Origin of the sequence: Ureibacillus sp. 179-F W5.1 NHS, from assembly GCF_045369345.1 — a bacterium.
GTDB lineage: Bacteria > Bacillota > Bacilli > Bacillales_A > Planococcaceae > Ureibacillus > Ureibacillus halotolerans.
The window spans coordinates 179876-203816 of sequence record NZ_JBIQFG010000001.1 but is presented as its reverse complement, the minus strand read 5'-3'; the positions used below and the strand labels follow the sequence as shown (position 1 = coordinate 203816).

Below are 23941 nucleotides of genomic sequence, written 5' to 3'. Positions count from 1 at the left end.
CAAGTTATTTTTGTTTCAAAGTACTAACATTTTTGTTTTATTTATGTTTCAAAAATCCTTTCATTTTTACAAAATAATAGGTAAAATGAAAGAACCTAAAAGACAGAAAATTCTTTTTATAGTAAATTTAGTATTTGGAAAAATTTGTAATATACTAAAATTTTATGTATAACTTAAATATAAGATTTGAAAAAGTAGTGGGAAATAGATAGGAAGTGAAAATATGCAAGAACTAAAGGAATTAAACATTACGATGACCGCTCTTTCAAGAGAAGAACGTTTCGAAGAGTTTTTTAATTTGTTTGACCCTACGGTAAGTCTTGCATTAGAAGAACAAAATTTCACCATATTAATAGATCTATATTGGAATCGGAGTTGGATTTCTTATCAATTAGGAGATATTCAATCTTGTATTGCTGATTTAAAAAAGGCTTCAGAGTGGATTGATGAGTATGGAACGACTGAACAAAAAATCAAATATTTTAATTCCTTTGCAGCTGCTTGTGGAGAACTTGGTAACAAAGATAAATATTTGGAATATTTAAATAAGGCGAAAAATTTAGCGGTTCAATATAATGATCTATCATTACTTTGCAATATTTATAATAATTTAAGTGTACATTATATAGATATAGGTCAATCGGAAGAAGCAGTTGAACTTCTTACAAAATGTCTTCAATTATCAAAGCAGTTTTACGAAGAGCGTGGTTTTGATATTCCTGCCTATTTACATATTCGGTTAAATTTAGCCAAGGCCTATACAGAACTTCAGCAATTTGATAAAGCTGAAGAGCTTTTTGATTTTTTATTTTCTTACATTGAAGGTAAAAAAATGGTGAAACCTTCTATTTATGTTTATCAATATAAAGGACTATGGTTTAAAAAACAAAAACGTTATGAAGAAGCGTGTGAAATATTAGAGAAAGCAAAAGGGTTTGCATTAAATAACAATGATTTAATTCAATTAGAAGAGATTAATAAAACTTTAGTAGAAATTATGACGGAGCTAAATGATAAAGATCGTTTAATCGCAATTCAGAAAGATTATATTAATATTCTTTTAAAGTTGAAAGAAATTAATTTAAATCAAAATTTAATGCAAATAGAAGTCTCTCAAAATAATAAACAATACGAATCAATGTCAACGAAGGATCCATTAACAAATTGCTATAACCGTCATTATTTTGAAAAAAATATAAAAGAATGGTTAGTAGAAGCTCAACAGCAAGATGGTCTAATCGGGTTTATCATTTTCGATGTAGATTATTTTAAAGAAGTAAATGATCAATACGGCCATTTAGCTGGTGATGATGTATTAAAGAGAATCGCTTACGAGGCAAATCTTTGTTTAGCTAATTATAATAGCTTTTTGGCTAGATATGGCGGAGATGAATTTATTGCAATTTTAAAAGTGGAAAACTTAAAAGAATTACAATCGATTGTGGAAAATCTTCATAAACATCTCACTTCATTAGTGATAGAGGTAAATGATCAAAAAATTCCGATTCATATTAGTATCGGGGTAAGTACGAATTATCGTGGAATGATTACAGATGAAAAGAAAATTTTTAAATTAGCTGATGATGCATTGTATAAATCAAAACGAAATGGGCGAAATCAATATACAGTTAATTAAAAAGAATAGACAAGGGCTATTCTTTTTTATTGTTCAACGTAAGGCAATCAATGAGTCGATTTGAGAGGATGGTAACTTTAAAGGGAATATAGCAATATAATAAAAGTGGTATTAGAAAAGAACTAATACCACTTTTATTTTGGTAGAATATTTTAATTTGCTTTTAAGATGATTAGTTTTTAATAAATAATTCGAACACATCTCCAAAGTCTTCTTTTGAGTAGTTGTTACTGCTTTCTTTTAACCATTGGTTAGCAAATTCAGCAATGGATTTAAAGGATTCGGCAGGGGATGTTTGTCCATAACCTGTTGAAGAAACACTTCTTGTTGCATACTCTAAACTATCAAACATAAAGTTGCGGTGTTTTTCATTATCTCGCATCATACGTTCAATTGTAATTAAGCTTTTATAAAGATCTTTAATTTTTTCAGCATAACTTTTATTAATATCAATTGATAATGGCGTTTCGCCAATTGTGAATTTTATTTCAATATCAAGGTCAATTGTTCCTGCAGTTTCGAGCGATACTTGGCGTAACGTATTATATTTATAATCGTAACGTCTTAATGTACGCTTTTTACTTACTGCGGAATCACCATCAACATGTATAAGGGCAAAATTAGTAAAACAATATTCATCCGCTTTTGTTTTTATAAGGAAGTAAATTTTTTCGCCCTTCTCATGTAAAACGTAATCATCCGATTCTGTTTTATCGTAGTCTTGAGGTTCAATTACTTTACCGATATCCGAAAGTCCTAAAGCGTCTGCTGCAAATTTCTTAATCATTAATTTCTCTCCTTTTACTAGTGCTTCTGTTGTAAAAACAGTTGGTGCTAGAATTGTTTAACTATTATTATATAATTTTCACTTTTCAAAAATTAACCTAATAATTCTGAAAATATGATAAAATAAATATACCATTTAATTTCTATTTTAGAAAGCTACCAATAATTGGTTTAGAACGAAAATTCGATTCCAATTAAAATATAAATATATTCATAGGAGAGCCAAATGCCAATTCATACGATTATTTTTGACTTAGATGATACATTATTATGGGATAAAAAAAGTATACAAACTGCTTTTGAAAAGACATGTTATTATGCTTCAACAAAATATAATATAAAACCGGAGGAGCTGGAGGCTGCGGTTCGGCTCCATGCTCGTAAATTATATGAATCTTATGAGACCTATGAATATACAGTATCGATTGGGATAAATCCCTTTGAAGGATTATGGGGTACCTTTGACGATTCGTCTGAATCATTTCAATTAATGAAAAAAATCGTTCCGACTTATCGAAAAGATGCTTGGACAAACGGTCTGAAAGCTATCGGGATAGATGATGTCGCATTAGGTGCTGAACTCGGTGAACGTTTTGTAGAAGAACGGAAAAACTCACCTTTCGTATATGAAGATACATATAAAGTACTTGATGATTTGAAGGGGAAATATCAGTTAGTTTTATTAACAAATGGAGCACCTAGCTTACAAAATTTAAAATTAAAAATTACCCCGGAAATTAAATCCTATTTTGATCATATTATTATTTCTGGTGATTTTGGAGTCGGAAAACCGGACGCCTCCCTTTTTGAATATATGATGGAGAAGGCAAATATTCAGCCAAATCAAGGGATAATGGTAGGCGATAATTTAAATACAGACATATTAGGTTCTGCTCGTGTCGGTATGAAAAACGTTTGGATTAATCGGGAAGGGAAAAGTAACGATTCTAAAGTAACACCAACCTTCGAAGTGAAGTCTTTAACCGAATTTAAAGAACTGCTAAAGAATTTATAACAAGGAAAGCGAAATGACAGTGCAAATGTCATTTCGCTTTCTATTTTCCTGATGTCATTGTAAAACAGAGAAAAAAGGAACTACTACAATCATTATCGCCAAAATGAAAACGGCAATGGCACCTTTTTTGTTTTGCTCTTTCCATAGGGTGATGGCAAAACCAACTGCGTATAGAAACATGATGACAATAACCAACCAAATGATTAAGTCCAACCTAATCGCCACTTCCTTCTAAAGCAGGAACTTCACTTTGTTTACCAAATTGCCCAAAATTAATGTTAACCGATACATTCACTTGTAAATCAGGATATTTTTCTCCCCAATTGTATTTTTCGTATGCTGGAATCGTTGGAAATTGTTTTCTAACATCAAGGGACCAACCAAATGGTTCCCCTTTAAACTCCTTTTGCGTCTTCTTAATGAGATTATCAAATTTCGTAGTAATACGTTCTTCAATATCATTTTTTAAAATCTTTCTTTTTTTACTATCTACTGCATAGTTAATCATACTATGATTTGATAGAACTTCCACATATAGAGGAATCGTTATATCAATTGTTGGATTATCCCCGTTCAAATTTATCTTCACTTCATTATTTCTTTTCTTTACTAACCTTGTGACAACCTGATGCTCCCTATCAAAAGGGTCGGGAAATGTTGTTAACATATGCCCAGAATTTAATGTATCATTTAGTAGTATAGTAAGTCTTGTTTCTTCGCTCGTTAAAGTCCCTAACATCCTACCTTCTTTAAAAACAGCAGATCCAGCGAATTCTGAATTATTCGTTTGTCCTTCTGCATTAAATTCCCCAGCTATAAAATTATCTTCGCCTTTACGATTGTCTGAAGTGTCTTTTTCAGTAGTAGCGTATATTCCTAAAAAAATCGATCCTTTTGCTTCGATAATTCTAAAATATTTGTTAATATCCGTATCAGGTATATAACCTGTTCGAATACCATATTCGAGTATTAATTCAAAAAATTTATGAACCCTCGTTTCAAGTTTAGGTTGAGTTTTTTCTAGAAATTGACTAGCATCCTCCTTTGTTACAATCAACCGAACACCTCGTTTTATTTCCGGTTCCTTTGCAACATCATACATTAATCGTACAAAGTTTTTGTCTTTCGCTAATTCTTCCGAAACAAGAAGATAGCCTAGTTGTGTATATGAAACCTGTTTTGTAATGACCGTATTCGCCATATCCTTCGCAGAAATTAAATCATTCGTTTGAAAAGTAATAATTTCTCTTGGAGGTTCATTCGATCCTTGTCCACCTTCTGATCTAGATAATTCAGGATTCGTAATAAGAAATGTTATTTTAATTTGATTTTCTTCTTCTCCTTTATCTAGTCCAATGGCAAAAGCATAGGCCCTTTCATCTATAGCTAACTGATCCCAACAACCACTTAAAAAAATTAACATTAAAAAAAGGCACGATAATTTACTCAGCTGCTTTCTTTTTATCATTTTTTGAACCTCCTTTTAGCTTTGCTAATACCCATATAACAAATGGTAGGAACAAAAACACTGGAGTAACTAGTTTTAAAAATTCTCCTCTTAACGTATAAATTGCAAAGGTTGGAGTTTCAGGTATCATACCGAAAAATACGATTAATGTTGCAAGTATAGGGATAATGAATTCCTTTTGACTAATTTTAAATAGAGTGCTGAATAATAAGACGCTTATATAAAAGTAAAAGGAAAATCTCGCAAAAGTTGCAATTAACCAAAAGGGAAAGAATAGCGACTCTGTATTTCTTATAAACCCGAGTTGGATTGTTCGTATAGACTCATGGTAAGGATAGTCGATTAGCTTTATACCATTAAAATCAAACAGCATTACATAAGACATAATGGCTGTAGAAATTTCAATCGTTATAAAGGCTAACCCAATCCACATCCCTTTTTTTAAAACCTTTGTACTCTTTAAATACGAAGCAATGAATGCAAAATAAAATAAATCTGCAAAAATAGATATATAAGATGTACTTCCTTTTATAATTTCCCATTTTCCTGTTCCAAATAGAGGGAAAATAAATTCGGGACGACCTTGTAAAACTATTAATACTAAAACGGTTAATGCGGTAACTTTTACACCGGCAATAATAATCCATGCATAGGAACTAATATGTTCAAAACCTTTTTTTGCTCCATATGCCGCTACAGAAATTAATACTGCGTAAATAACAATAGTAGGTGTATCGTTAAAGTACATCGTTCCCATAATATCTGTATAAATGGAGGAATCGATGATAAGGGCAGAGATTTGAATAATCCATAATGCGAATAGGACGAAAAATCCAACATATTTCCCGAATACTTCTTTAATAATTTCAACAAAAGTTTTATTTGGATATATTGTGAAAATTTTTAGTATAAAAAAAACGGGTAAGATGGTTGTGACCCCAATAATAATAGGTGCCATCCAAGCAGCACTTCCCATACTACTAAAAAATAGACTTGGTGTATCATCCGCCAATTTTGTTCCGATTGTAAGAATAATAATGGCGATAAATTCTCTTGTACCAATTGTCCCCTTTGTTTTGTCCATCGCTATTCTCCTGCTTTTTTATCCATATCTTTCGGTTTTAAATAACCGGGTCTAAATATTTGATTTTGTAATAATTTCCGGAACACAGTATCCTTTGAGGAAACATATTTTGGTGTCATCGGAGATAAATATGGAACCCCAAAAGTCTTGATGGATAGCATATAAAATAAAATGACAGTAAATACTGCTGCCATCCCATAAAATCCGAAAAGTGCCCCTGAGATAATAAATAGAAATCTTAATAATCGAATGGTGAAATTCATATTAATATCACCAATTACAAAGGAGGATAAGCCGCCAAGGGCAACGATAATGACTACAAGTGGACTGACAATATTCGCTTGTACAGCCGCTTGTCCTAATATTAAAGCTCCAACAATGCCAATGGTTGGACCAATCGGGCTTGGCACTCTTAAACCAGCTTCCCTAATAAGTTCGAAGGCGATTTCCATTAACAATATTTCAATGACCGATGGGAATGGTACAATTTCTCTAGTTGCTGAGATTGCTAAAAGTAAATCTGTTGGAATCATTTCCACATGATAATTTGTGATGGAAATATAGGTAGCAGATGCAAATAAAGTGATAAATAAGGCTAAAATCCGTAATGATCTTATAAAGTTTGCAAATAGTATACGTAAATAATTTTCTTCGGAAAGATGAAAAAAAGACCAAAAAGTCGCGGGTAATACTAAAGATGTCGGTGAATTATCCATTAGTAAAATGATAAAACCATCTTCTAAATAGGCAACTGCCCGATCTGGTTTTTCCGTATTTAAAATAGTTGGAAAAATGGATTTTTCCCGGTCTTCAATAAATTGTTCTAATAAAGAGAGGTTTTGTATAGATGCTACATCTAGTGAATTGACTCTTTCTTTCACTGATTGAAGTAATTCGTCATTTACTAAATCCTTCATGTAAAGAATATATAATTCATTATTGGCTCTTACGGAAACTGGGGTTATTTCAACAATGAGACTTTCATTTTTAATCTTCTTCCGAATTAATGAAATGTTCGCCACTGCTTGTTCATTAAATGCTTCCTTTGGTCCTTTAAGGGATACTTCATTTTCTGCTTTTTCTATAGATCTTCCTTGAAATTTGCTTGCATCGATAATATAAGCCATGGAATGTCCATCAACGAGAATTACAACATTTCCTTTATTTATTTCTTTTAATATATCCCCAATTATTTCTACATTTTTAATTGTTTTCGTTGATAGAATATCTTGAACTTCCTTCGAATCATCACTATTTAATAGTAGGTTTTTTATAACTTGATTTTCAATGACTTGGGAATCTGTAATGGTACTTATATAGATGATAGAAGCCTTTTTATTTAATCCGCCAATAAGAAGGTTTCGAACTTTAACATCACTATTGATAGGAATCGAGTAAAAGGAATTGAAAATCTCCATAGTACTTTGTAAATTTCCACTAATTGTTTCTTTCTTTAGAGAAATTGGATCTAATGATAATTGTTCCGACAATGATGGTTGCCCCTTTCTCTTTTTCCAGAAATACAATACTTTTATATTGCTCATAAATAATGGTTTTATGTACTTTATCAAGTATTAAATTAAGAAAAAAGCCGCGCAATTTTTTCTTTGCGCGGCTTTTTATATAAGTATTATAAAGTAATTGCTTTAACTTCATCTATATTTTCAAGTTGAGCTACGTATTGTAAATCGAATTCGGTTACATCGTTATCAATTGTCAACATCATGACAGCAGTGCCGCCAATTTGATCTCGACCAACTTGCATTGTGGCGATGTTAATATTTTTTTCAGCTAATTTTGTGGCAACACGACCAATTGCACCTGGTTTATCTGTATTTTTAATATAAAGTAGGCGACCTTCAGGAATAACATCTACAACATAATTTTCTACTTTTACGATACGAGCCCCAAGGCCGTTTAATAATGTTCCTGCTACTGAGTGTACTTCATGCTCTGTTTTAACTTCTACTGTGATTAGATTCGTAAAACCTTTCGCAGTAGTCGTTTTATGCTCATTAATTTTAATCCCAATTCGTTCAGATAAATAACGGGCATTTACATCGTTTACGTGGTCACCATGATTTTTTTTGAGCAATCCTTTTAATCCATTAGATGTTAATGGACGGACATCGTAATTTGCTACTTCACCAGCATAAGAAATATTCACTTCTTTAATGGCTTCAGTCGTCACTTGAGATAAGAAAGAACCCAATTTCTCAGCTAATTCAAAGAACGGTTCTACTTGTGCCAATAACTCTTTTGGAATCGAAGGCATATTCACAGGATTTGTAACCGTACCTGTTTTAAAGAATTTAATAATATCATTTGAAACGTCCACGGCTACTGATTCTTGCGCTTCTATTGTGGAAGCACCTAAGTGAGGAGTAGCAATGACTTGTGGTAAATTCAATAATTTGTGATCTGTCGCTGGCTCTTCAACGAATACGTCAAGGGCTGCACCGGCAACTTTTCCTTCGACGATTGCATCGTATAAATCGTCTTCGTTAATAATTCCACCACGGGCACAGTTAATAATTCGAACGCCGTCTTTCATGATAGCGAATTTTTCTTTATTTAATAAGTTACGAGTCTCCGGTAGAAGCGGTGTATGAACTGAAATAAAGTCAGCAGCTTGAACGACTTCATCTACTGTTCCTTTTGTTACGCCTAGTTCTTTTGCTCGCTCTTCTGTTAAAAATGGGTCATAAGCAATAACGTTCATTCGTTGACCTTTTGCGCGGTAAGCTACCTCTGTACCGATACGCCCGAAACCAAGGACACCTAACGTTTTGTTTTTAAGCTCAACGCCAACGTAAGATTTACGATCCCAAATTCCATTTTTTAAAGAGTTGTAGGCTTGGGGAATATGACGAGCTAGGGAAGTCATCATCGCGATTGTATGTTCAGCTGCAGAATTCGTATTCCCATCTGGTGCATTAACGACGATAATTCCGTGTTCTGTTGCTGCTGCCAAGTCGATATTATCAACACCTACACCAGCACGTCCGATTAATTTTAAGGATTTTGCTGCTTCGATAATTTCCCGTGTGACTTTTGTTTGGCTACGTACTAAAAGAACATGGACGTCAGCTAGTTTAGAAATTAATTGTTGTGGTGTGAGACCTGTATCGACGATTACATTTAAGTTTAATTCGGTTTCCTGGCGAAGGGGGAAAATACCATCTTCACTTAGGGGATCAGCAATAAATACATTAATTTCATCTGTTGTCGTAGCAGTTTTTGTTACCATTTGAATAATACGCTCCTTTAAATATGTTTTTTCTAAAGATTTTGATAATTTAGAAGGGAAAGCTTCTAAAAAATATAAAAAGCCTTTTGCTCCCTACAATTAAGTAAGGGGCGAAAGGCTAAATTAACATTCTTACGCGGTACCACCCTTTTTCGTTGCTGAAATAGACTCAGACAACCTTTAAGCAAATGCGTAACGTGCACGATTACGGATTAGCATACTTGTATTTCCGCTAATCTATTCGGGAGTGGAACTTCAATCATAGAAAACACTGATTTTCACCAACCATCAGCTCTCTTAAGTTTTCGAGGAAAGAGTATGTCTCCGTCCTAATATTTTTCGTTGATTTAATTGTTAACATCATAATCCCTATTGTTCAGTTTTGTCAACATGTTTTCAAAAAAAAATTTCGTTATAAGATAATAATACCTATTATATACGAATATTATCTAGTTTATTTTAAATAACGTTCGTATATATATCCATCCTTATACGCTATTAACATTGGGAAAATGGTAGAAGTATCAGAATATTAGGTTGATTTTATTCGATTAAATTAACTAAATTGAGGTTTTTAAGATTTTTCGTCTTTTAAAGAAAATCAGGCAAGTAAGTTAATTTATTCTTCAATGAAAAGAGGAAATAAAAAGAATGTTCAAGAAAGATAACATTATACATTTCAAAAAGGGGTGGAAGTGTGAAATACGACGTCATCATTGTTGGGGCTGGGCTCGCTGGATTAACTGCAGCTTGTGAATTACTTGATGGGAATAAAAAAGTACTAATTGTTGATCAAGAACCGGCAAATTCGATAGGGGGCCAAGCTTTTTGGTCTTTTGGGGGAGTGTTTTTAGTCGATTCTCCAGAACAAAGAAGATTAGGTATTAAAGATAGTAAAGAATTAGCATGGCAAGATTGGCTTGGTACAGCTGGTTTTGACAGACTGGAAGATGAAGATGTATGGAGTTATAAATGGGCACAAGCATATGTAGAGTTTGCAGCTGAAGAAAAGTACGAATGGCTAAAGTCAATCGGCATTAAATTTTTCCCTATCGTAGGCTGGGCAGAGCGGGGAGGGGCGTTAGCTGGCGGACATGGCAATTCAGTGCCTCGATTTCATATCGTTTGGGGTACGGGACCCGGACTTGTAGAGCCCTTTGCAAAAAAAGTACTGCAAGCTGAAAAGGTAGGGAAAATCGATTATAAGCCACGTCATAGAGTTGATGAACTTATAACAAAAAACGGTGAGGTCATAGGGATTAGTGGAAAGGTACTTGAAGAATGTCAAATTGAACGGGGACAGGAAAGTTCGAGAATAGAAGTGGCTGATTTTGAATATTTTGCAGAGTCAGTCATTGTTGCTAGTGGTGGAATCGGAGCGAATATGGAACTCGTTCGACAAAACTGGCCGAAAAGGTTAGGCAACCCACCGAAGCAGATGATTGCAGGAGTGCCCGCCTTTGTTGATGGAAGAATGTTAAAAATCTCAGAAAATGCTGGTGCTCGTATAGTGAATAAGGACCGCATGTGGCATTATACGGAAGGTTTGAAAAACTGGAAACCGATTTGGAACAATCATGGAATTAGAATATTACCGGGCCCTTCTTCCATGTGGTTTGATGCACTAGGGAATCGTTTCAGTGCCCCAAATTTCCCTGGCTTTGATACGTTAAGTACGTTAGAGGCTATACAAAAAACGGGACACGACTATTCGTGGTTCATATTAACAGAAAAAATTATTGAGAAGGAGTTTGCCCTTTCTGGCTCAGAACAAAATCCTGATCTGACGAATAAAAGTTATTTACAGTTATTGAAGCGCGTTTTACCGGGACCTCCGACTCCAATTAAATCTTTTAAAGAATTTGGAGAAGATTTCATTGTAGAAAGAAGTTTAAAAGATTTAGTGGATGGAATGAATCAACTTGTTGGAAATGACTTATTAGATTTTATGAAAATAAAAGAACAAATTTTGGCAAGAGACAGGGAAATAGAGAATAAATTTACGAAAGACATACAGGTAATGGCCATTCAAAGTGCAAGAAATTACGTAGGCGACAAACTAATACGGGTAGCAAAACCCCATAAATTCCTTGATCCACAAAATGGTCCATTAATAGCGGTTAGATTAAATTTGTTAACGCGAAAAACATTAGGTGGCCTACAAACAAATTTAAATGGTCAAGTATTAAATGAAGCAGGAGAAATCTTGAAAGGGTTATATGCAGCAGGTGAAGTGAGCGGCTTCGGTGGCGGAGGTATCCATGGCTACCGATCACTAGAAGGGACTTTTGTTGGCGGCTGTTTGTTTTCCGGGAGACAAGTAGGGAAATATTTAAGTAAATAAAGGATATTTGATGATAGAAATTGAATAGTTAACTATAAATTGTAAAAATTAGGGGATGGTATGATGGCTTATGAAACAATAAAAGTAGAGATGGCAGATCGACGTGCAACGTTAACCTTTAACAGACCGAATGTGGCAAATGCCATGGATTTTCAAATGATGAAAGAACTAGCCGATTGTTTAGAATTTCTGAAAGATAATCCTGAAGTTCAAATTTTAGTAATAAAAGGCGAAGGGAACATCTTTTCAGCTGGCGGGGATATTAAAATGATGATGACGTCCGGTGATCCGAAAGATTTCGGAAACATCATGGAATATATTTCAAGAATGGTTTTAGCTTTGTATCAGTTGCCAATGATTACAATTGCACAAATCCACGGTGCAGCTGCAGGATTAGGTTTTAGTTTAGCGTTAGGTTGTGACATTATTGTTGCCGAAGAGAAAAGTAAACTTGCCATGAACTTTATCGGTATTGGTTTAATTCCTGATGGCGGTGGCCACTTCTTTATGAAAGAACGGGTAGGTACATCAAAGGCAAAACAACTTATATGGGCTGGAAATGTTATGAGTCCAGAAGAAGCCCTTGATTTAGGTTTAATCGATCATAAAGTGGGAGAAGGAGAGTCAGAATCCTTTGTCGATCAATTAGTCGGTAAAATTTTATCTTCTCCGATTTTAGCGATGTTAGAAACGAAGTCGATTTTACATAAACAAAAATTATCTGAACTAACATCGATATTAGAATTAGAATCAGAAGGGCAAGTACGTATGCGTAAAACGGAAGACCATTTAGAAGGCATTAAAGCATTCATTGAAAAAAGAACGCAGCAATTTAAGGGGAAATAATAGATAGGCGTCTCTGCTTTTGGAGACGCCTAATCGTTTTTACTCACTTAAATATGGAATAAAATTAGTTTGCCTTTCGAGTTAACGAGACGGTGTGTTTTATTTTCTACCCCATGCTCTTCAATTTGTTTTTGGCCCTTTTCTTTAGCAACCTCTTCACTTTCGAATGTCCAAATTTCATCAAATAAAATTTCCCCTGTTTTTTCAAATGCTGTAAAACGAAAATTCTCCATTGTATCCCCACCTTTTTACATACTAGAAGATATAATACATTATACATAATCTATCGAATTAATTCATTGAAAATAAAGAAAATTTGATTAATGGAATGTTCTTTTGATTTTAAATCGTATCTATTAGGTTCCCGTGTTACAATAATAGAATAAGAGTTTCATACGGAATGAAGAGAAAAAGGAGTGTTTTCGATATGAAAGGAATAACCCAACTCCAAGCGGGGGAATCAGTGAATCAATTTTTACTAATTAAACAAGCAACAAAAGGAGTTACAACAGTAGGCAAACCTTTCATGACACTCATCTTACAAGATAAGAGTGGGGATATTGAGGCGAAATTATGGGATACGAACGAAGAGCATGAAAATATGTATCGTCCTGAAGTTATCGTACATATTGGTGGGGAGATTCACGATTATCGTGGGAAAAACCAGCTTCGAATTAAACAAATAAGGGTTGCTCGAGCAGATGAAGGTATTCAAATAAATGATTTATTACCGTCTGCATCTACACCGAAAGAAGAGCTTTTTGAAGAACTGACACAATTTTTCTTTGAAATTAAAAATCCAAATATTTCACGAATTACACGATACATTATAAAAAAATATCAATCAGAACTATCCGTTTTTCCAGCCGCTTCGAAAAATCATCATGATTATGCTTCTGGATTAATCGATCATGTTGTGTCAATGCTTCGTCTAGGAAAATCAATTTGTGATCTTTATCCGACGTTAAATCGCGATTTAATTTATGCAGGAATTATATTGCACGATATTGGGAAAGTAAAAGAACTGACGGGTCCGATTGCTACAGCCTATACGGTAGAAGGAAATTTATTAGGCCATATTTCCATTATGGTTGATGAAATTGGTCAGGCTGCTAAGGAATTAGGCATTGATGGGGAAGAAGTTGTCATTTTAAAACATATTGTGTTATCCCATCACGGTAAAGAGGAATGGGGTAGCCCGAAAAAGCCAATGGTTCAAGAAGCTGAAATTCTCCATTACATTGATAATATTGATGCCAAAATGAACATGTTAACAAGGGCATTATCGAAAACAAAACCTGGTGAGTTTACCGAAAGACTTTTCCCACTTGATAATCGTTCTTTCTACAAGCCAACCTTTGAGTAATTAGCAGTTCACAATGAAATAAAAATATTAAAAGCTGTTACCTAATAAGGTAACGGCTTTTTTAGTAGGGAAGGAAACGACAAATATAAAATATGAAAAAGCGTAGTATTTGAAAAATACTACGCTTTTAAATCAATTTGATTATTTATCTGATTTTTCGTCTTCAGTAGCTTTTTCATCTTCAGCAGCTTTATCGTCAGACGCTTTCTCTTCCGTTGCTGTGTAGTGGTCTAAAGCTGTTTTTAAGTCTTTATCTTTAATATCTACTTTAGCTTCTTTTACTAGCTCTACTACTTTTGATTGCCAGTCGCCTTTTTGTGCTAAGGCTTTTCTAATTTCATCTTCTTTTTCTTCCAATGTACCGTAATCTTTTACTTCACGCTTGTCCGTTACTTGGATAATATGGTAACCATATTGTGTTTGAACTGGTTCACTAATTTCATTTACTTCTAAAGCATAAGCAGCATCATTGAATTCATCTACCATTGATCCGACAGTAAACCATCCAAGTTCTCCACCGTTAGAAGCAGAACCGTCTGTTGAATATTCTTTAGCTAATGCAGCAAAATCTTCACCAGCATTTAGTTTTTCTTTCACATTACGAGCTGTTTCTTCGTCAGCTACTAAAATGTGACGTGCATTTAATTCATATTTTCCTTGATTGTAATATTTTTCAATTTGTTCGTCCGTTACATCTTCTGCAAGAGCTTTTTCTTGTAAAAGAGAGAAACGAACGTTATCTTTGAATGCTTCCTCAGTTAGGCCGTTTGATGATAATACAGATTCAAAAGAATCACCATATTGTTCTTTAACAGCTTTGAATTGCTCATCTACTTCCTCATCCGTCACTTTGTATTTACTTTCTAAAATTTGTTCAATGACAACTTGCTCTAATAGGGCATTACCTGCAAGTTTTTTAATATCATCGTAAAATTCATCTTTCGAAATATCTCCATATGAAGTTGAAACAACTACCTCATCACCAGAGTTACATGCTGATAGAGCGAAAACGGAAGTAGCTAGTGTTAGTGCTAAAAACGGTTTTTTCATAAGTAATAAACTCTCCTAACTTCGATTGAAATCAATAGTAACTATAACATAAACGGATTAAAAACAAAAATGGTTGCATGTTTATTTGCCTATATGCCACGAACATGCATGCATACTATAGTTTTTGAAAGGGGGTGTCGTGATGGGAAGCTATAATGGCGGATATGGTAGTGGTTTCGCGTTATTAGTTGTGTTGTTCATTTTATTAATCATTGTAGGTGCTGCGTTCATTTACTAATAAAACAACATACGTAACGAAACAGGCAGGGAGCTAATGTTTAGCATTAGCTCTCTTATCTTTTTATCCATACCAACTTCTTTAAACCCCTATATTGCAACCATTGTAAGTCAAAATTAATTTTTCAAGTTTCTTTTACATTGCAACGTAAACTTCAACGTAAAAGGAAACTAATAAAATGGTAACCAGTACATTTATGGTACGGAATATTTTTTCATGCTTTTCTTCTGGAATTTCTTTTAACATGACAAGTGCATATGTCATGCGGTTTATTTGAAACAAATAAAACACTGAGAATAGCACTACAACGAAAAGTAGCAAGTCTATTCCTCCCCTCTTTCACTTCCTTTAAGGATACAAAAAATGTCAATGTAATACAAGTAATTATACCACTAAAGGGTTCTTACTAAAATTTCACAACCCTTGGGTGTTTCTTCAATGACAGCATCTTTAGGAGCAACAATTAAATTTTTTACATATAAAAGATCCACAAAACAAATACTGCAATGATACCCCAATAAAATACAACTGAAGTGGGTGTACTGGGGAATAGAAATAGCAAATATGATGAGTATTGTATTTATTATGATAAACGGTGCTAATAACGTAAAAATATATCTTTTTTTTGAAATAATAGTTTTAATACGCATGCGAATGATTGGAATAAACTTGTAATCGATACGCATTCGAAATTTAACAAAGACTCGATAATCGAAAAGCGAGTAGTAATGGATAAGCTTATGTAATGGATAGAGTAATAGTAACACAACGACAAATAGCCAAAAATTATCATCCCGATATAAAGTTGGGTGTAAGCGATTAAATACTAAATAAGAAAAGGAAAAAACTAGTATAAATAAGGAAGTTACCATGATCGCTATCCAAGTTGATCCATATTCTTTTTTTATGTTTATTGTTTTCCAACAATGCAAGATAAATGACCCCATTTAAAATTTATAGTGAAAATATTGTAATGGAAAAAAGGTCTTAATGCTACACCAATTTTTTGAAAATCTTTTTAAGAAAAAGAAAAGAGTGTATCGCTACACTCATAATCATCCTTGACATTCTAAAACATATTCATACTTTATAAAGGGTTTTGATTTGTCATTTATCTTTTCACAATCAATTTGTCTTCATCTTCAACGATAGAAGAACGGAAGTTTTTAAATGAACGCTCAAAAATTTCAATAAAATCTTCCCCATAAATGTTACGTATAACGGCCATAACATCAAGAAATTCTGGAAATCTACCATACAATTCTTTTAATGCTAGAGATCCTTCAAGGATTGAATGATGTGTATCGTAATAATGATCGTACATAAGTAGAATTAGATCCTCGCCTTTTTGAGTCAGCTCGACATAAGTATTACGTTTGTCATCATCCCGCTTAGAGAACTTTAATAGGCCCCTTTCTTCTAGTTTTTTTGAGAAGTTAAAAGCAGTTGAAACATGCATTACTCCGAATCTTGCAACATCGGAAATGGATGCTCCTTTTAGATGGAAGGCAATCCATAAAATATGATGTTCATTGATGTTTAAATCATAGGGCTTAATCCATTGTTGCCAGTCTTTCTCTACAGCTTTCCATAATGCTTTTGACAATTGAGCAATTCTTTGGCTATAAAGCATTGCTTCTTTCATTGTGTATGAATCATCAGACAAAGCGAACACCTACTTTCTTCTTTCCTTAACATTATGAAAATATTATAGCAATAAAAGAAAAAAGTTTAAAGTTAGAAAAATTAAATAATTGAATTTTGCCTGAAAAATATTAAAATTTACGATGAAATAATTAAAAATTACCCATTTAATAACCATAAATTAGGTATAAATGAGTAATTGTTTTTTTATTCTTTTTTCTTGTTATTATTGATTTCTGATAAATTATTCTCGATTTCGGCGATAGATCTCTGTAATCCTTCTATTTCTTCTTTTAACTTCTCTGTATCCGATCCAATTTCTTGTCTAAAATTGGAAATGGAACCTTTTAAGTCATTCATTATATTTGGGATATTATTTTTCGCTTCGTTTTTTAAAGTTATAATCGACTCTTTCACTGAACTGGAATGGTGTTGAATTTCAGATAATCTTGTTTTAGCAATTTTTAAATTTCGTGCTACATTTGAACGAAGCTCATTTCCCGATTGGGGAGTAGTAAAAATAATAGCAGTTAATCCTCCGATAATTCCTGTTGATAATCCGATTAAAAATGGTTTCGCACGCATATTTATCACTCCTATATTGTAATCGATAGTTTATTATTTTCTTCTATATATAAAAGTTTCCCTCTCTTACCCATATTAAACCATGAATGAACATTTAAAAAAAGTAAGAGCAGAAAGGATTTGTCTAGAAAAAAAGTAGACAAAGTGAATGTACTTTGTCTACTTTTCATTTAAGCTTGGGATATTGACGTGTTGAATTTTGCACGTTTTAATAGGTTTGTAATAATTGGGTAGATAATGATAAACGCAATCGCATTTAATAATACAGCTGGTAAAACAACAAGGACAAATAATGCCCCAAATGCTTGCCCTCCAGGTAATCCTACTAACATTAACGCCATTGACAGGAAAGTAGTTCCTGAAAGTAACGTACCTAGACAAACTAGTACTGTTCCTACCGCTATTTTTTGAGCTACTTTACGTAATGCTACCACAATAACAAAGAAGACAATACCTGTCACAACTTTATCAATTATATTCGGAACGAATCCACCAGGGAATGTGGAAAATAGACCAGATAAAATACCCGTTGCAATAGCTAACAAAAATGTCTCCTTAAAGGTAGGGAATAATAAAATCCCAATAAACATCATCGTTAACATAAAATCTGGTTTCATCCCTTCACCGTAACCAGGGATTATCAGATAAAGTGCTGCACCTACACCAACTAAAAGTGCCATTAAAACTAAATTTTTTGTATTCATTTACAAAACTCTCCTCTACTTTTCTATGCTCTCCATTTCCTAACGTGCACTCATTGCCGTTAGCGAAACTTACATTGATTTTAATCGCTTCCTAATGATTTTGCAACCTCATATAATAGAATACAATTCAACGAACTTCATATAATTGTATAAGAATATGATTTTTTAAATTAGTCGTTTAAGTTTTCTTTTATTTGAGATGCGATTGTTTGTAATACATCTGATGTAAATTCATTTTGTTTAGTTTCCCATTTTACTTTTAAACCATCGCTTTCATCATAACGGGGAATAAAGTGTAAATGGTAATGGAACACTGATTGTCCTGCAAAGGCACCGTTGTTATTAATTGTGTTCATCCCTTGTGGATGGAAAGCCTCTTTAATCGCATTGGCAATTTTAGGAGCAACCGAATAAAGGTTTGATGCTACTTCCGCTGGCATTTCAAAAAGATCTTTGACATGTTGTTTAGGTATTAATAACGTATGTCCTTTAGTTAAAGGTGAAACATCCATAAATGCATAAACGTTTTCATCTTCGTAAACCTTTGTACTTGGAATCGTACCATCAATGATTTTACAAAAAATACAATCGTTCATAAAAAACACCCTTTCAAGTAAAGTAATGAAGTACGTTGCCCAAATGATGATATGTCCAGTTTTTTTCTAACGTAAAGACTGTAATTATCCCTATTGTGGCAAGCACATTGTTTTTTCTCACACCGATTGTAAACAGTGTTAGAAAAGACATTTGAACATCTAATTTACGATATTCATGTTTTTCTAATATTTTAACATATGGCAACTGATTCCATTCGTATTTTTTGTTAAACTGTAGAAAGAATAGGAGTGACGAAAAAAATGACATTGTTACAACTAACAGATGTAACCGGTGGATATACAAGAAAGCCAGTAATAAAAGATTTAACTTTTTCAATTGGACAAGGAGAGCTTGTTGGTTTAATTGGTTTAAATGGAGCGGGGAAGAGTACGACGATAAAACATATTATCGGTACACTTTTACCACAAAGTGGGGAAATTCGTTTAAATGGTGTCACGTTGAATGAGGATATAAAAAAATATCGATCTTCCTTTTCCTATATACCAGAAACACCTGTGTTATATGATGAATTAACTTTAAAAGAACATTTAGAATTAACAGCAATGGCTTATGACATTGATCAATATACATTGAAATCACGTTCAGAAGATTTATTAAAGGAATTTCGAATGGAAAAACGTTTAAATTGGTTTCCATCCCATTTTTCAAAGGGGATGCGCCAAAAAGTAATGATTATGTGTGCATTTCTAGTAAATCCACAGTTATATATTATTGATGAACCGTTCGTTGGATTGGATCCATTAGGAATTCAATCTTTACTAGACCAGATGGATGAAAAGAAAAAAGATGGTGCTTCTATTTTAATGTCTACCCACATATTATCAACGGCCGAAAAGCATTGTGATCGAATTATTTTATTACATGAAGGTCGAGTTCGAGCACAAGGGACGATGAATGATTTACGAAGAGCCTTTAATATGCCAGATGCTACATTAGATGATCTATATATCGCAATGACAAAGGAGCAAGACCATGAATAATTTGAACGAGGTCTGGTCTAAGCGATTTACCCACTATATGAATGAAGTGCAAAAATATATGCGTTTCGTTTTCACCGGGCATTTGGCGCTTGTTCTAGTTTTTGTCATTGGTGCCGTTGGATATCAATATAGTGAATGGTTAAAAGTTGTCAAACCGTCTTTCCCAGCGGAATGGATTGTAGCGCTTATTATAGGTATCATTTTAGCACTCAGTCGACCTGTTACATTGTTGCGTGAGCCGGATCAAGTTTATTTGTTACCGTTAGAATCTAAAATGTCTTTATATTTTAAAAAGGCACTGACATGGACTTTTTGGTCTCAAATTGGACTAGTATCCGTTGTTTACATTGTGGCGATTCCTTTGTTAAATACAGTGACAGAATTATCATCTGCCCAAATTTGGACTGTATTGATAATCATTATTCTTTTAAAATATTTGAATGTGCAAATTGAGTTTCATTATCGATATGCGAATAGAGGATATAACGTTGGAGTAGACAAAGTAACTCGTGCCGTTCTTTCAATTTTAACGGTGCAATCTATTTTAACTGCACGCTTTTCCTTTGTTATTCTTTTTATCGTTTTACTTTTAATATACGATTGGGCATTAGTAAGACGGGTGAAGGAACAACCAATCCCTTATGAGCATTTTGTAAAACTAGAACAAAACCGCATGATGGGCTTTTATCGATTTGCCAACTATTTTACAGATGTCCCTCATTTGCGTGGTTCGATTCGCCGAAGAAGTTGGTTAAATTTTGTTTATTCTATTGTTCCTTACAGTCAAAAAAGTACCCAAAATTATTTAGTATATCGAACGTTTATCCGAACTGATGATCATTTTTATTTATGGGTACGTTTAACAGCCATTTCTGGCATTGTCGTATTGTTAGTGAACATTCCAATTGTTACGTGGATTGTTGCAGCGGCCCTTTCGTTTGCAACAACGATTCAACTAAAATATGCCCTTCTATCTTCAGGAGATTTTAGAATGGATCGGCTTTATCCAGTTGTAAAGACGCAACGAAAACAGGCAGTTCAAAAAGTGTTACGTCTTTTTATGGTTATTCAAGCCATTATTGTAACGATTTGCGCCTTAGGACAACCTTTGTTTTTTGTATTACCGGTTATTGTTATAGCGATAAGTGAAGTAACCTTTATGATGACAAAGGATCCTTCTGAAGAATATTAAACAAAAGAAAAGGAGTACTTAAGTTGTGAGATGCTTAAGTACTCCTTTTACTATTAATTTGTGGAAACTAATAGAAACTGAACATCTTGTTCACTATTATTCCACCAATTGTGGTTTCTTGTGGATTCTAACATGATGGAGTCGTTTTCTTTCAGTTCAATCATATTGCCTTCAAGGGATAATGTTAATGTTCCAGATAAAACGTATATAAATTCATGTCCATAATGGGTAAGTTCTTTAATTTCCTTTTCCCTCGGTTTTAGTGTAACAAGTATCGGGTGAAAGGATGGGTTTTTAATATTATTTGAAAGATCCTCATAATAAAAGGGGAAGCTTTTCACTTCTGGGCTATCATGATTTGTATCGGAAAAAAATATACTTGGATTAACGTAAAGAGCATCACTAATTTTCCTCAATGATTCTAATGTAACATTACATTTGTTTCGTTCTACTTGAGATAAGAAACTAATGGAAACCCCTGTAAGTTCTGAAAGAGTTTTTAATGTCATTTTCTTCTTTTTTCTTATTTTTCGGAGTCGTTCACCTATCGTCATGTCTAACACCTCCTAATATTTCCATAAAAAATTATACGCTAGTATTCTACTTAACTCAAACCTATAAAAAACTATTGACTGAAAATTCTAAAATGTGTAATATTTGATTTGGAATAATTTAAGTGTCACTTAAATTTTTGTACATACTTTTTTTCTTTCTTCGATTTTTAGTGACATAAAAAAATTAAGGAGGAAATGTAGTGAGTAAAAATCAAATGGTGAAAGTATGGATTGCAAGTTTAGTAGGTAGTTCAATTGAATGGTTTGATTATTTCTTATACGGTACAGTTGCCGCATTAGTATTTAATCAAGTGTTTTTTGTCGCCGATGATCCAACCGTCGGCCTATTGTTATCATATGCTTCATTAGCTTTAGCCTTCTTTATACGCCCATTAGGTGGTGTTATTTTTAGTCATATCGGAGACCGGATAGGACGCAAAAAAACCCTAGTTGTGACTCTTACAATTATGGGTGTTGCAACTGTATTGATGGGGTTATTACCAACTTATCAAGCCATAGGCGTTGCGGCTCCTATTCTATTAATTACCCTTCGTTTAGTTCAAGGAATTGGGATTGGCGGTGAATGGGGAGGTTCATTGCTTCTAGCAGTAGAATATGCTCCAAAGGACAAACGAGGATTATTTGGTGCCTTCCCACAAATGGGCGTTACGATTGGGATGTTTTTAGGTTCAGGTGCTTTAACGTTCATCACTTCGGTTGTTTCTCAAGATGCCTTTATTTCTTGGGGATGGCGTATTCCATTTATAGCAAGTGCAGTTTTAGTTATTTTCGGTCTATGGATTCGTAAAGGGCTTGATGAGACACCTTCCTTTAAAAAGGTACAAGAATCAGGAGAGATTCCAAAATTACCGATTGTTGATATTTTTAAATACCATTGGAAAGAAGTATTAATCGCCATTGGTGGAAAAGTTGTTGAAACAGCTCCATTTTATATTTTTGCAACGTTTATCGTGTCCTATGGAACGAGTAATTTAGGTTTTACCAATACACAAGTTTTAGTAGCGGTTATGATTGCCACAATTATTACTACGCTGTTAATGCCAGTTATGGGGAGTTTATCTGACAAGATTGGACGGAAAAAAGTTTATATTTGGGGTACGATTGGGATGATTTTATACGCATTCCCATACTTCTTACTACTTGAACAACGTACTTTTGCAACGTTATTAATTGCAACGATTATCGGACTAGGTATTATTTGGGCTCCAATTACTGCTGTATTAGGAACGATGTTCTCTGAAATTTTCGACGCAAAAGTACGTTATACAGGAGTTTCATTAGGGTACCAAATTGGTGCTGCAGTTGCCGGTGGAACAGCTCCATTAGTAGCTACTGCTTTATTAGTTCAATTTAACAATTCCTATGTTCCAGTTGCTATTTACATTATATTAACAGCCGTTATTTCTTTAATTGCTGTATTTTCTGTAAGAGAAAAGAGTAATAAAGAATTAGATGAATTCGAAACTGTAAGTAAAGAGGTTAAAACAGAGGGAAAAGAACGGGAAAAGACTGCTGTACATTAGTAAATAAAAATAACGGAGATGTTATGATTGATACTATTAAATGAACAAGAGATTAAAAGTTTTTATACAATTGAAGATGCTATTTCCGATGTTCGAGAAACGTTGATTGCAAAAGGTCAAAATAAAGTTCAATCCCCCCATCGAACGATTTTAGAGTTTCCAGAAAGGAATGCTTCCTCTCTTTATATGCCAAGCGCGGATTTGGAAAATAAAGTGGCTGCGGTGAAAGTTGTCACGATTTTTCCAAATAATTATGAAAAGGGATTACCAACAACTCAAGGAGTCATCGTTCTAACGAGTACGGAGACGGGGGAGCATTTATCTTTCCTTAATGCTTCTTATTTAACGAGATTGCGGACTGGCGCGATGACTGCTTTAGCAACAGATTATCTTGCTAAGGAAAGTTCTGAAGTGTTAACGGTTATTGGAACAGGTGGAATGGCATTTGAACAAGTACTTGGTGTATTAGCGGTTCGGAATATTCGAGAAATACTTTTAGTCAATCGAACGAAGGAACGAGCTCTAGTATTTTTACAAAAGTTAAAGGATTTTGGCGTATCAGCGATTATTACCGTTGAAGAGGAAGTGAATGTAGCCGTCAGTAAAGCCGATATTATTTGTTGTGCTACGAAATCGACAACACCTGTCTTTAACGGGGATTATTTAAAACCGGGTACCCATGTGAACGGCGTCGGTTCTTATTTACCCCATATGCATGAAATCGATGAAACAACGATTGAATCCGCTTCTAAAATTGTGGTAGATGATGTACATGGTGCAAAGGATGAAGCTGGGGAACTTATTAATGCTAATCACAAAGGTGTTTGGTCCTTTGAACAACTATATGGGGAATTGGAATCTTTAGTAAGCGGCCATTTAATAGGAAGAGAAAATGAAAAGGAAATAACATTTTTTAAATCTGTTGGCGCAGCTTATTATGATTTGGCTGTTGCAAAGGGTGTCTATTATAAAGCATTAGAGGATAAACGAGGAATAACGATTGAAGTATAGTGAAGTAGGGGTGTCCATTGACACCC

General features: G+C 33.8%; 25 protein-coding genes and 1 other annotated feature. Of the genes, 10 read left to right on the top strand and 15 right to left on the bottom strand.

Features of this window, described 5'->3' with window-relative positions; all coding sequences use genetic code 11:
• The first annotated feature begins 223 nt into the window (after nt 1-223).
• On the top strand, nt 224-1636 hold the full coding sequence (locus ACH0B5_RS01040) for a tetratricopeptide repeat-containing diguanylate cyclase (protein WP_122970881.1): 1413 nt from the start codon (nt 224-226) through the stop codon (nt 1634-1636).
• A 172-nt stretch (nt 1637-1808) separates the two neighbouring features.
• On the opposite strand, the gene ACH0B5_RS01035 is transcribed toward ACH0B5_RS01040, so the two are convergent.
• Nucleotides 1809-2423, bottom strand: coding sequence for a PH domain-containing protein (locus ACH0B5_RS01035; protein WP_122970880.1), 615 nt, complete (start codon nt 2421-2423; stop codon nt 1809-1811).
• A 225-nt stretch (nt 2424-2648) separates the two neighbouring features.
• Here ACH0B5_RS01035 and ACH0B5_RS01030 point away from each other — a divergent pair, with 225 nt between their 5' ends.
• On the top strand, nt 2649-3437 hold the full coding sequence (locus ACH0B5_RS01030) for an HAD family hydrolase (protein WP_122970879.1): 789 nt from the start codon (nt 2649-2651) through the stop codon (nt 3435-3437).
• Between the two features lie 54 nt (nt 3438-3491).
• Here the strand turns inward: ACH0B5_RS01030 and ACH0B5_RS01025 are convergent, their stop codons facing one another.
• The 5 genes from ACH0B5_RS01025 to serA all read right to left on the bottom strand — a co-directional run bounded on the left by ACH0B5_RS01025 (nt 3492) and on the right by serA (nt 9239).
• The gene (locus ACH0B5_RS01025) at nt 3492-3650 is read right to left on the bottom strand and encodes a hypothetical protein (RefSeq protein ID WP_158599663.1); all 159 of its coding nucleotides are present in this window, start codon (nt 3648-3650) and stop codon (nt 3492-3494) included.
• 1 nt (nt 3651) lies between these two features.
• Nucleotides 3652-4905 (bottom strand): Ger(x)C family spore germination protein, encoded by a 1254-nt coding sequence (locus ACH0B5_RS01020; protein ID WP_122970878.1) that lies wholly within the window; start codon nt 4903-4905, stop codon nt 3652-3654.
• Complete coding sequence (locus ACH0B5_RS01015; RefSeq protein WP_122970877.1) at nt 4880-5989, bottom strand: GerAB/ArcD/ProY family transporter; 1110 nt, start codon at nt 5987-5989, stop codon at nt 4880-4882. Before ACH0B5_RS01015 ends, ACH0B5_RS01020 begins: the two co-directional genes overlap by 26 nt.
• A gap of 2 nt (nt 5990-5991) precedes the next feature.
• On the bottom strand, nt 5992-7479 hold the full coding sequence (locus ACH0B5_RS01010) for a spore germination protein (RefSeq protein WP_241559263.1): 1488 nt from the start codon (nt 7477-7479) through the stop codon (nt 5992-5994).
• 140 nt (nt 7480-7619) lie between these two features.
• Nucleotides 7620-9239 carry a phosphoglycerate dehydrogenase gene (serA, locus tag ACH0B5_RS01005; protein ID WP_406927286.1) on the bottom strand — a complete coding sequence of 540 codons (1620 nt, stop codon included), beginning with the start codon at nt 9237-9239 and terminating at the stop codon, nt 7620-7622.
• Between the two features lie 103 nt (nt 9240-9342).
• Nucleotides 9343-9579 (bottom strand) — a binding site (T-box leader).
• A gap of 357 nt (nt 9580-9936) precedes the next feature.
• Here serA and ACH0B5_RS01000 point away from each other — a divergent pair.
• Together ACH0B5_RS01000 and ACH0B5_RS00995 are read left to right on the top strand one after the other, a co-directional pair.
• The gene (locus ACH0B5_RS01000) at nt 9937-11583 is read left to right on the top strand and encodes an FAD-binding dehydrogenase (protein WP_406927285.1); all 1647 of its coding nucleotides are present in this window, start codon (nt 9937-9939) and stop codon (nt 11581-11583) included.
• Between the two features lie 63 nt (nt 11584-11646).
• A complete protein-coding gene (locus tag ACH0B5_RS00995) occupies nt 11647-12429 on the top strand; it encodes an enoyl-CoA hydratase (protein ID WP_122970874.1) in 783 nt (260 codons plus the stop codon).
• 47 nt (nt 12430-12476) lie between these two features.
• Here the strand turns inward: ACH0B5_RS00995 and ACH0B5_RS00990 are convergent, their stop codons facing one another.
• Nucleotides 12477-12662: a YhzD family protein gene (locus ACH0B5_RS00990; protein WP_122970873.1), complete on the bottom strand. Its 186-nt coding sequence runs from the start codon at nt 12660-12662 to the stop codon at nt 12477-12479.
• A 194-nt stretch (nt 12663-12856) separates the two neighbouring features.
• Between ACH0B5_RS00990 and yhaM the strand changes: the two genes are divergently transcribed.
• Entirely contained in the window at nt 12857-13795 is a 939-nt protein-coding gene (gene yhaM, locus ACH0B5_RS00985; protein ID WP_122970872.1) for a 3'-5' exoribonuclease YhaM, read from the top strand.
• A 141-nt stretch (nt 13796-13936) separates the two neighbouring features.
• Here yhaM and ACH0B5_RS00980 read toward each other — a convergent pair whose 3' ends face one another.
• The gene (locus ACH0B5_RS00980; protein WP_341362608.1) at nt 13937-14845 is read right to left on the bottom strand and encodes a peptidylprolyl isomerase; all 909 of its coding nucleotides are present in this window, start codon (nt 14843-14845) and stop codon (nt 13937-13939) included.
• Nucleotides 14846-14987: 142 nt separating this feature from the next.
• Between ACH0B5_RS00980 and ACH0B5_RS00975 the strand changes: the two genes are divergently transcribed.
• On the top strand, nt 14988-15083 hold the full coding sequence (locus ACH0B5_RS00975) for a YjcZ family sporulation protein (RefSeq protein ID WP_122970870.1): 96 nt from the start codon (nt 14988-14990) through the stop codon (nt 15081-15083).
• Between the two features lie 135 nt (nt 15084-15218).
• On the opposite strand, the gene ACH0B5_RS00970 is transcribed toward ACH0B5_RS00975, so the two are convergent.
• From ACH0B5_RS00970 to ACH0B5_RS00945, 6 genes are all read right to left on the bottom strand, one after another.
• Nucleotides 15219-15404: a hypothetical protein gene (locus tag ACH0B5_RS00970; protein WP_122970869.1), complete on the bottom strand. Its 186-nt coding sequence runs from the start codon at nt 15402-15404 to the stop codon at nt 15219-15221.
• Nucleotides 15405-15475: 71 nt separating this feature from the next.
• Nucleotides 15476-16015 (bottom strand): DUF3267 domain-containing protein, encoded by a 540-nt coding sequence (locus ACH0B5_RS00965; protein WP_341362607.1) that lies wholly within the window; start codon nt 16013-16015, stop codon nt 15476-15478.
• Between the two features lie 179 nt (nt 16016-16194).
• On the bottom strand, nt 16195-16749 hold the full coding sequence (locus ACH0B5_RS00960; RefSeq protein ID WP_122970867.1) for an HTH-type transcriptional regulator Hpr: 555 nt from the start codon (nt 16747-16749) through the stop codon (nt 16195-16197).
• Nucleotides 16750-16934: 185 nt separating this feature from the next.
• On the bottom strand, nt 16935-17312 hold the full coding sequence (locus ACH0B5_RS00955; protein WP_406927284.1) for a YtxH domain-containing protein: 378 nt from the start codon (nt 17310-17312) through the stop codon (nt 16935-16937).
• A 170-nt stretch (nt 17313-17482) separates the two neighbouring features.
• Nucleotides 17483-18016 carry a tryptophan transporter gene (locus ACH0B5_RS00950; protein ID WP_406927283.1) on the bottom strand — a complete coding sequence of 178 codons (534 nt, stop codon included), beginning with the start codon at nt 18014-18016 and terminating at the stop codon, nt 17483-17485.
• A gap of 170 nt (nt 18017-18186) precedes the next feature.
• Nucleotides 18187-18612, bottom strand: coding sequence for an HIT family protein (locus ACH0B5_RS00945; protein WP_406927282.1), 426 nt, complete (start codon nt 18610-18612; stop codon nt 18187-18189).
• Nucleotides 18613-18873: 261 nt separating this feature from the next.
• Here ACH0B5_RS00945 and ACH0B5_RS00940 point away from each other — a divergent pair, with 261 nt between their 5' ends.
• Both ACH0B5_RS00940 and ACH0B5_RS00935 read left to right on the top strand, forming a co-directional pair.
• On the top strand, nt 18874-19614 hold the full coding sequence (locus ACH0B5_RS00940) for an ABC transporter ATP-binding protein (RefSeq protein ID WP_122970863.1): 741 nt from the start codon (nt 18874-18876) through the stop codon (nt 19612-19614).
• Nucleotides 19607-20806, top strand: coding sequence for an ABC transporter permease (locus ACH0B5_RS00935; protein ID WP_122970862.1), 1200 nt, complete (start codon nt 19607-19609; stop codon nt 20804-20806). Before ACH0B5_RS00940 ends, ACH0B5_RS00935 begins: the two co-directional genes overlap by 8 nt.
• 53 nt (nt 20807-20859) lie before the next feature.
• Here the strand turns inward: ACH0B5_RS00935 and ACH0B5_RS00930 are convergent, their stop codons facing one another.
• Complete coding sequence (locus ACH0B5_RS00930) at nt 20860-21360, bottom strand: helix-turn-helix domain-containing protein (protein ID WP_122970861.1); 501 nt, start codon at nt 21358-21360, stop codon at nt 20860-20862.
• A 215-nt stretch (nt 21361-21575) separates the two neighbouring features.
• Here ACH0B5_RS00930 and ACH0B5_RS00925 point away from each other — a divergent pair, with 215 nt between their 5' ends.
• Nucleotides 21576-22904: an MFS transporter gene (locus ACH0B5_RS00925; RefSeq protein ID WP_122970898.1), complete on the top strand. Its 1329-nt coding sequence runs from the start codon at nt 21576-21578 to the stop codon at nt 22902-22904.
• Between the two features lie 27 nt (nt 22905-22931).
• Nucleotides 22932-23915, top strand: coding sequence for an ornithine cyclodeaminase family protein (locus tag ACH0B5_RS00920; protein WP_341362606.1), 984 nt, complete (start codon nt 22932-22934; stop codon nt 23913-23915).
• Nucleotides 23916-23941: the final 26 nt, after the last annotated feature.

Coding starts and splice junctions, on each gene's coding strand:
- ACH0B5_RS01040 (WP_122970881.1), top strand. CDS start 224: ATGCAAGAACTAAAGGAATTAAACATTACGATGACCGCTCTTTCAAGA.
- ACH0B5_RS01035 (WP_122970880.1), bottom strand. CDS start 2,423: ATGATTAAGAAATTTGCAGCAGACGCTTTAGGACTTTCGGATATCGGT.
- ACH0B5_RS01030 (WP_122970879.1), top strand. CDS start 2,649: ATGCCAATTCATACGATTATTTTTGACTTAGATGATACATTATTATGG.
- ACH0B5_RS01020 (WP_122970878.1), bottom strand. CDS start 4,905: ATGATAAAAAGAAAGCAGCTGAGTAAATTATCGTGCCTTTTTTTAATG.
- ACH0B5_RS01015 (WP_122970877.1), bottom strand. CDS start 5,989: ATGGACAAAACAAAGGGGACAATTGGTACAAGAGAATTTATCGCCATT.
- serA (WP_406927286.1), bottom strand. CDS start 9,239: ATGGTAACAAAAACTGCTACGACAACAGATGAAATTAATGTATTTATT.
- ACH0B5_RS00995 (WP_122970874.1), top strand. CDS start 11,647: ATGGCTTATGAAACAATAAAAGTAGAGATGGCAGATCGACGTGCAACG.
- ACH0B5_RS00990 (WP_122970873.1), bottom strand. CDS start 12,662: ATGGAGAATTTTCGTTTTACAGCATTTGAAAAAACAGGGGAAATTTTA.
- yhaM (WP_122970872.1), top strand. CDS start 12,857: ATGAAAGGAATAACCCAACTCCAAGCGGGGGAATCAGTGAATCAATTT.
- ACH0B5_RS00980 (WP_341362608.1), bottom strand. CDS start 14,845: ATGAAAAAACCGTTTTTAGCACTAACACTAGCTACTTCCGTTTTCGCT.
- ACH0B5_RS00975 (WP_122970870.1), top strand. CDS start 14,988: ATGGGAAGCTATAATGGCGGATATGGTAGTGGTTTCGCGTTATTAGTT.
- ACH0B5_RS00955 (WP_406927284.1), bottom strand. CDS start 17,312: ATGCGTGCGAAACCATTTTTAATCGGATTATCAACAGGAATTATCGGA.
- ACH0B5_RS00950 (WP_406927283.1), bottom strand. CDS start 18,016: ATGAATACAAAAAATTTAGTTTTAATGGCACTTTTAGTTGGTGTAGGT.
- ACH0B5_RS00945 (WP_406927282.1), bottom strand. CDS start 18,612: ATGAACGATTGTATTTTTTGTAAAATCATTGATGGTACGATTCCAAGT.
- ACH0B5_RS00940 (WP_122970863.1), top strand. CDS start 18,874: ATGACATTGTTACAACTAACAGATGTAACCGGTGGATATACAAGAAAG.
- ACH0B5_RS00935 (WP_122970862.1), top strand. CDS start 19,607: ATGAATAATTTGAACGAGGTCTGGTCTAAGCGATTTACCCACTATATG.
- ACH0B5_RS00930 (WP_122970861.1), bottom strand. CDS start 21,360: ATGACGATAGGTGAACGACTCCGAAAAATAAGAAAAAAGAAGAAAATG.
- ACH0B5_RS00925 (WP_122970898.1), top strand. CDS start 21,576: ATGGTGAAAGTATGGATTGCAAGTTTAGTAGGTAGTTCAATTGAATGG.